Annotated in this window: 9 protein-coding genes; 2 read left to right on the forward strand and 7 right to left on the reverse strand. The window is 41.6% G+C overall.

From position 1 onward, the window contains the following. Nucleotides 1–4 precede the first annotated feature (4 nt). The 6 genes from ACQCT8_RS13665 to ACQCT8_RS13690 form a co-directional block, all read right to left on the reverse strand. Nucleotides 5–520, reverse strand: coding sequence for a hypothetical protein (locus tag ACQCT8_RS13665; RefSeq protein ID WP_426871954.1), 516 nt, complete (start codon nt 518–520; stop codon nt 5–7). Further along, complete coding sequence (spoIIIAA, locus tag ACQCT8_RS13670; protein WP_426871955.1) at nt 517–1,455, reverse strand: stage III sporulation protein AA; 939 nt, start codon at nt 1,453–1,455, stop codon at nt 517–519. Before spoIIIAA ends, ACQCT8_RS13665 begins: the two co-directional genes overlap by 4 nt. A 304-nt stretch (nt 1,456–1,759) precedes the next feature. Further along, entirely contained in the window at nt 1,760–2,320 is a 561-nt protein-coding gene (efp, locus tag ACQCT8_RS13675) for an elongation factor P (protein WP_041059205.1), read from the reverse strand. Between the two features lie 23 nt (nt 2,321–2,343). Beyond that, nucleotides 2,344–3,405: a M24 family metallopeptidase gene (locus ACQCT8_RS13680; RefSeq protein ID WP_426871956.1), complete on the reverse strand. Its 1,062-nt coding sequence runs from the start codon at nt 3,403–3,405 to the stop codon at nt 2,344–2,346. Beyond that, on the reverse strand, nt 3,402–3,851 hold the full coding sequence (aroQ, locus tag ACQCT8_RS13685; RefSeq protein WP_426871957.1) for a type II 3-dehydroquinate dehydratase: 450 nt from the start codon (nt 3,849–3,851) through the stop codon (nt 3,402–3,404). The genes ACQCT8_RS13680 and aroQ overlap by 4 nt, the downstream gene beginning before the upstream one ends. Nucleotides 3,852–3,916: 65 nt before the next feature. Further along, entirely contained in the window at nt 3,917–4,393 is a 477-nt protein-coding gene (locus ACQCT8_RS13690; protein WP_426871958.1) for a YqhR family membrane protein, read from the reverse strand. Between the two features lie 164 nt (nt 4,394–4,557). On the opposite strand from ACQCT8_RS13690, the gene ACQCT8_RS13695 reads away from it, so the two are divergent. Further along, nucleotides 4,558–5,505, forward strand: a complete 948-nt coding sequence (locus ACQCT8_RS13695; protein WP_426871959.1) for a DUF1385 domain-containing protein — start codon at nt 4,558–4,560, stop codon at nt 5,503–5,505. A 39-nt stretch (nt 5,506–5,544) separates the two neighbouring features. Then, nucleotides 5,545–5,931 (forward strand): SA1362 family protein, encoded by a 387-nt coding sequence (locus tag ACQCT8_RS13700; protein WP_426871960.1) that lies wholly within the window; start codon nt 5,545–5,547, stop codon nt 5,929–5,931. Here ACQCT8_RS13700 and ACQCT8_RS13705 read toward each other — a convergent pair. Continuing rightward, complete coding sequence (locus ACQCT8_RS13705) at nt 5,923–6,810, reverse strand: patatin-like phospholipase family protein (protein WP_426871961.1); 888 nt, start codon at nt 6,808–6,810, stop codon at nt 5,923–5,925. The genes ACQCT8_RS13700 and ACQCT8_RS13705 overlap by 9 nt on opposite strands. Between the last annotated feature and the right edge of the window lie 175 nt (nt 6,811–6,985).

Here is a 6,985-nt window from a genome sequence, read left to right on the forward strand (position 1 = left end):
ATCTTTAACTAAGAAGCAAAACAATTAAAATGCCTCCCATTACCCCCAAAGCTTTGTAGACTTTTCCCATCTTTACAGCCCGGCTTCTCGCTTCCTGATGGCAGGTTCTTAACATATCGATAATAAAGCTTAGTTCCTTTTCAATGGATTGACGGTCATAAGGCTTGATCGCTTCTCCAATGCGCATCAGCCATTCCAAATCTTCAGGCAATAAATTTGATACAGGTTTATAGTCATGCACCGCTTTTGTCCAAGCGTCACTTAAAAGAGATTTATTTTTAGTTAATTGCTCCTGGAAAAAGCCAAAAAGGACTGCAACTTCACCTTTTCGCTGTATTTGAGTATGGATAATCTCCAAAATAGGTGTTTGTCTTTTCACAATTTCATTTTGCATCCAGGTAAGCGCTTGGGCAAATTCGACTAATGCTAGCTGTCTTTTGTGCAGTTGATTGGATCTTCTAAACCCCTCAAGACTGGACCCTGCAACGATTAGAAGTGCTCCTATCCAGTGAATAGTCATCGTTTTCTTTCAGAAACAATGATTTCTTTGCCATTTCTAAACAAGGTATATCCCGTCTGATTGCAAAGAATATAATGTCGAATTTCAGATTGTAAGAGCTTGTCCATGATCGAACGTTTCTGTAATTCCTCGATTGAATTGGCATGTGCGGTCATGATCATTGATACGCCTGTATACATCGCATCCATAATGGCATAAATGTCCCGTTCATGACCTATTTCATCGACAATCATCACTTCAGGGCTCATTGACCGGATCATCATAGTCATCCCTTCTAATTTCGGGCATCGATCTAAAACATCTATTTTTGTACCGAATGTAAGCTGAGGAACTCCATGATGACAGGCAGCAATTTCAGACCGCTCATCGACAATGGAGATTTTTTTTGAACGGTCTTCACTACCCGGATGATGCAGAGAGATATACCGTGCAAAATCCCTTAATAACGTCGTTTTACCGCTTTTTGGAGGTCCAATAAGCAAGCAGTGCTGCCACCGCCTGGCAATGGGATCCCATAGCTCGTCCATAAAAGGATCTGCACACCCGATCTGCTCAGACGCAATTCGAATAGCAAAAGATGAAATGGACTGGATTGCTTTGACTCTTCCCTCCTCAAGAGTTACTTTTCCGGCAATTCCTACCCGGTGGCCGCCTTCAACCGTCACATACCCCTTTTTCATTTCTTCTTCCAGGGAATAAAAGGAATGTTGAGAAATCTTCTCTGCGATATGCTGACGGTCATTATGTGATGGAACGTAGTCTAAATCAGCCGTTCCATGATTGTTTTCAATTTGCACTGGCCGGCCGATTCGAATTCTGATTTCTTCAACTCCGACTAATGAAACTGTAAAGCTTTCAACCAGTAAATGCTGCAGCCTCTCAGGAAATAAAGAAAGTATCGTATGCATTCCATCAACACCCTTGCAATTTATCATTGTGGTTTATCCTATTGGCCGGACTCCTGTTTTATGACATAAAAAAAGCTGGGACAAAAGTGTCTCAGCCACATTGACCGGTTCGCTGCGCTTCAGGTGGACGCTATACACAGGCAGTGGGTTTGAGGCTTTCCAGGGCCCTGCCCTGCAAAGTCCCAAGCGGCAGTCATCTCCTGTAGGCAGTCGCCACCTTTCGCTCCCAACTATTGATAAATACTTCCTCTTTTTTTATGCTTTTTTAGAGATTTGTCCCAACCACATAAAAAAGCTGCAAGGAGTATTCCCTGCAGCTTTAAATCATTTTTTATTGAGCTCTTGATACATATGTGGAATCAGTGGTATTAATGATTAACACATCATCTTCATTAATAAAAAACGGTACATTGACTGTCAGTCCTGTTTCGACTGTTGCAGGTTTAGAGCCTCCGCTTGATGTGTCTCCCTTGATTCCCGGCTCGGTCGCTATTACTTTTAACTCAACCGTATTAGGCAGTTCAACACCTAATGTTTCAGTTTGATACATCATGATTTGTACTTCCATATTTTCTTTTAAAAACTTCAGTTCATACTCGATTTGGCTGGCAGGAATTTCAATTTGGTCATAGGTTTCGTTGTCCATGAATACATGCATATCGCCATTTGCATACAGATACTGCATTTTACGATTATCTATTTGCGCTTTTGCTACTTTTTCTCCCGCTCTGAAGGTCTTTTCCTGTATAGCTCCCGTGCGGAGATTACGAAGTTTAGAACGGACAAATGCCGCGCCTTTTCCCGGTTTCACATGTTGGAAGTCAATGACTCTCCAAATCGAACCGTCTACTTCTACCGTTAACCCTGTTTTAAAATCATTAACTGAAATCATCATAATCCTCCTATTTCTTGACCTTATAGAATAATTAAATCCTTCGTTGAGTGGGTCAAGGTTTCATTCCCATTTTTTGTAATAACTGTATCATCTTCTATTCGAACACCGCCAAGACCAGCGATATAGATGCCAGGTTCCACTGTAACAACCATATTTTCAAGAAGTTCTATGTCCGATCTCGATGAAAGTCCCGGCCCCTCATGAACTTCCAATCCAATGCCATGTCCGAGAGAATGACCAAAATACTCACCATACCCCTTGGAGGAAATATAATCTCTGGCAATAGCATCCGCTTGTTTTCCTGTTAAACCAGGTCTGATTTTCTCCATCGCAAGCAGCTGAGCATCAAGTGTTACCTGATAAATTTCTTTCAGCTGGTCACTTGGCTCTCCTACCGCAACAGTCCGTGTGATATCAGAAACATACCCTTTATGAAGAGCGCCGAAATCCATCGTTATCAATTCCCCGCTTTGAATAATCTTATTGCTTGCAACCCCGTGGGGAAGTGCAGAACGTTCACCCGAAGCAACAATGATATCAAAAGAAGAGGATTGTGCACCAGCATTTCTCATAAAAAACTCAAGTTCATTCGATACTTCAAGTTCTGTTTTTCCAGGCTGTATAAAATCCAGGATGTGTTTGAATGCGGCGTCCGCAATGTCTGCTGCTTCCTTTAATATCTTAATCTCTGAATCTGTCTTAATCAAGCGCAACTTTTCAACGACGCCGGATACCGGCACCAATTGAGTCTGTACGGCTTCTTCATATTGCTTGTACGTGCCGAATACCACGTGATCCTGTTCAAATCCCAGCCGTTTAATACCAAGCCTTTCCACCTGAGAAGCTACTTCCTGATGTATGGGGCCCTTATGCTGCACGATTGTAAATTCCTTCGCCTGGTCTGCTGCCTGCTCAGTGTACCTGAAATCGGTTATAAAAACCGCTTCTTCCTGAGAAATAACAGCGATACCTGCTGAACCTGTAAAATTTGATATGTACTTTCGATTGTATGAGCTAGTGATCATTAGACCATCAAGATCATGCTTAGCCATTTGTTTTCTCAGTTGTTCTACTTTACTCATTCTTTTAACTCCCCCTTGTTTAGTTTCAATAATGCGCTAAATGCAAGTTCATAACCGAACACTCCTAAGCCTGCAATCTGTCCGAAGCAAACGGCAGACAGAACGGATGTGTGGCGAAACGCTTCCCGTGCATGAATATTCGATATATGTACTTCAATGACGGGTATTTCTACTGATGAGATTGCATCCCGAAGTGCGTAACTGGTATGAGTGTAAGCCCCGGGATTAAAAATGATCCCCTTCAGTCCGTCATCCGCTGCACGATGGATGGCATCAATCAGCTCACCTTCATGATTGGATTGTTTCGCCTGGAGTTCCGTTTGGTTCTCTTCTGCGATTCGCTGCAGTCTTACCTCGATATCACGTAAAGTAGCAGAACCATAAATATCCGGCTCCCTTTTACCAAGACGGTTAAGATTTGGACCATTTAATACTAAATATGCCATTATGAAGCCACCCTTTTTCGCAAAGTCATCCAGCTAAGTGTATCATAATGATCCAAATTGTCCCACTACTTACTGCTGCCCTTTTCATCAGTATAAGGCTCATCATAGGAGATAGAAAAACCGACAAATGCACCGTGCAAAATAAATAAACAGCAAAAAGAAATAATGGAATGATGTTTCAAGTCAGTTACGTCAGGACCCAAATCCAACCACCATCCGAAAAAGATAAAAATTATACCAAAGAGAATGACATTTATAAAAATTCCGGGCCACATAGTATCTGATTTCCTGATCATCCATTGATAAAGCAAGGCCCATATAATAGATAGAATGCAAATCATCACCCACCATAAAATGTGGGGTACTACTCCTTTTTGCCATGCGGGAGCCAGAAATTCCCATGTAGGCATGAGTGTATTTTTGGGAATAAAATGAAAGTAATGAAATCCCTCATAAAATAAGCTGAAGAATAAACCGCCTGTCAGACCGATCGCAATCGTCAGCGGAGTTCGTTTTATGGTTGGCAATTCAACATTGGACATTCAGCGTTCACCCTTTTTTCTTTTCAGTATGTCCATTGAAGGTCCATTTTTAATCGAAATAACGGAATAAAAATTCTTTCATCTAGTAGGAATGCCTTTTTTTTAGTAAACTAAAGATACCTTTATTTAAGAAGGAATGTAAAACAGTAGGTTGGTGCATGTAAATGAGTAATCAGAAAAAACCGGCATATGGCGGTCAGGCAGTAGTTGAGGGGGTCATGTTTGGGGGCCGTCACCACACGGTTACCGCAATACGCCGCAAAGACGAAACGATTGAGTACTTCCATCTCCCGCGCAAAACCAAACCATCATTTCAAAAAATGAAAAAAATTCCGTTCTTAAGAGGGATTATTGCCTTAATTGAATCAAGTGCCAATGGTACACAGCATCTTAATTTTTCTAGCGAACGATTCGATGTTTTGCCTGAAGAAGACGAAAAAGTGCAAAAAGAACAGAAATCCTCTAAACTTGAAATGATTTTTGGCATTGCTGCGATCGGTGTTTTATCTTTCCTGTTTGGAAAATTTATTTTTACATTAGTCCCCCTGTTTTTAGCCGCTTCACTTGAATTTGTTTTTTCCGGCCGAACAGGCCAGGTTATATTGGAAAGTGTTTTTAAAGTGATCCTTCTTCTATTGTATATTTACTTTATCTCAATGACTCCCTTGATCAAAAGAGTGTTTCAGTACCATGGCGCTGAGCATAAAGTAATTAATACATTTGAAAACGGCCTTTCCCTGACAGTGGAAAATGTTCAATCTCAATCCAGACTTCATTACAGATGCGGTTCAAGCTTCATTCTGTTCACTGTCATTGTAGGCATGTTTGTTTACCTGCTTGTACCTCATGATCCGCTGATTGTAAGAATTCTTAATCGGATTGCCTTAATTCCGGTTGTACTGGGAATTTCTTTTGAAGTCCTTCAATTAACGAATAGAGTCCGCTCCATTCCGGTACTGAAGTTTTTAGGCTACCCGGGACTGTGGCTTCAGCTGCTGACAACAAAGGAACCGAAAGATGATCAGGTTGAAGTGGCTATTGCCTCATTTAACCGAATGATGGAACTGGAGAAAGAGTCAGAATCAGGTTTAAAAAAAGCGGCACTTGTCTAAACTAAAAAGTAAAGGATTGTTTTATGGGAGGTGGCTAGTGTGAATGCTAGGATGGCCGTTTTTTACAGTATAATTGCTTTAGCGATTTTTGGATTGGTTTATACCCTTATTACCGATCCGGCAGGTCTACTCGGACAAATTTTAACTTACGCTGTGATCATTGGTGTGATCTATTTACTCTATCGTTTATGGACCGCCCGTAAACCTGGACGGCATGATCAGCAGGCTTTTAAAAAAGCCGCGCGGCAATCTAAAAAGCGTTACGGCAACCCCGTATCAGCATCTAAACTTAAAAGTACCGGCAAACACGCTTCTTCTAAAAAAGCAATTCCTTTAAAAAAATCTTCGGTATCCCGATTAGATGGTCCGAAACTGACTGTAATTGAAGGAAAAAAAGGGAAGAAAAAGAAAAAGATATCACTTTAAATTAAGTGATTCCAAATAACTCAGTGTATGTGCACGCCCCGATTTTATCAGGGCGTGCATTTCGTTTGTGGTCAGAAATGCATCCGCTGGAGATAGATCCGGTACCGGGATGATAAGGACATTTTTCCTGTCAATCTGCTCGAGGTGCCTGGCGTCATGTGCTTCCTTCATGGTAATAAATAAAGCAGAGTATAATTCAATTACATTTTTGATTTTTCTAGCAGGCTCCTTTTGACTGGCAGCCTGCAATTGAAAGCCGATGATCGGAATGGATGCGACCGCGCCTTTTTCCTCCAGCAGCCAGATTGGAAAGTTGCTCAATACCCCTCCATCTACAATTAAATGAACATTCTTTCCTTTTGTCCATTTTACAGGCTGGTAAAAAAATGGAAGGGAAGCGCTCATTCTGACCGCTTTTGCGATCTTCAGTGAAAGCGGGTCTCGATCATAATAAACAGCATCATCCGGTAAAACAATCATTTTTCCAGATGTCAGATCTGAAGCGACCATTTTAAATGAGCCCATAGGGAGGTCATTAAAGGATTGAATGCCTTTGTCATTCAGTTTTTGTTCCAGCCATTCCAAAAGTCCATCTCCTGAGTACAGCCCTTTTTTCCAATAGAGCTCGATCCACTTTACCCAGGAAGGCAGCCATTTATTCCGCTTATTTTCCTTGAAAAAAAGATGTGATAAAGCAGGCAGCATATTTTTTATTTCAGACGAGGTGTACCCAGCCGCTACCAGAGAACCAATTACCGCACCTGCACTTGTACCGGCAACCCTTCTCACTCTAACCCCTTTTTGCTCCAGCGCTTCAATGACCCCTATAAACGCAATCGCTTTTACTCCTCCGCCGGAAAAAACCAGATCTATGATCATCCCTACACCTCCATACCCTCATTTATATGAATGATTTAGGAAACAATGAAATAAAGTAGGGAAACCACTCTCGTGGCTCCCCCCTTATCAAACCGTACGTGCCCTATTAAGGCATACGGCTTACCCATATGTTACAATGCTTGATCAAGAGGATGCGTTCCAGGCATTCTGCATC

The organism is Jeotgalibacillus proteolyticus (genome assembly GCF_050107735.1).
Classification (GTDB): Bacteria; Bacillota; Bacilli; order Bacillales; family Jeotgalibacillaceae; genus Jeotgalibacillus; species Jeotgalibacillus proteolyticus_A.

Coding starts and splice junctions, on each gene's coding strand:
- ACQCT8_RS13690 (WP_426871958.1), bottom strand. CDS start 4,393: ATGTCCAATGTTGAATTGCCAACCATAAAACGAACTCCGCTGACGATT.
- ACQCT8_RS13680 (WP_426871956.1), bottom strand. CDS start 3,405: ATGAGTAAAGTAGAACAACTGAGAAAACAAATGGCTAAGCATGATCTT.
- efp (WP_041059205.1), bottom strand. CDS start 2,320: ATGATTTCAGTTAATGATTTTAAAACAGGGTTAACGGTAGAAGTAGAC.
- ACQCT8_RS13695 (WP_426871959.1), top strand. CDS start 4,558: ATGAGTAATCAGAAAAAACCGGCATATGGCGGTCAGGCAGTAGTTGAG.
- ACQCT8_RS13705 (WP_426871961.1), bottom strand. CDS start 6,810: ATGATCATAGATCTGGTTTTTTCCGGCGGAGGAGTAAAAGCGATTGCG.
- spoIIIAA (WP_426871955.1), bottom strand. CDS start 1,455: ATGATAAATTGCAAGGGTGTTGATGGAATGCATACGATACTTTCTTTA.
- ACQCT8_RS13665 (WP_426871954.1), bottom strand. CDS start 520: ATGACTATTCACTGGATAGGAGCACTTCTAATCGTTGCAGGGTCCAGT.
- aroQ (WP_426871957.1), bottom strand. CDS start 3,851: ATGGCATATTTAGTATTAAATGGTCCAAATCTTAACCGTCTTGGTAAA.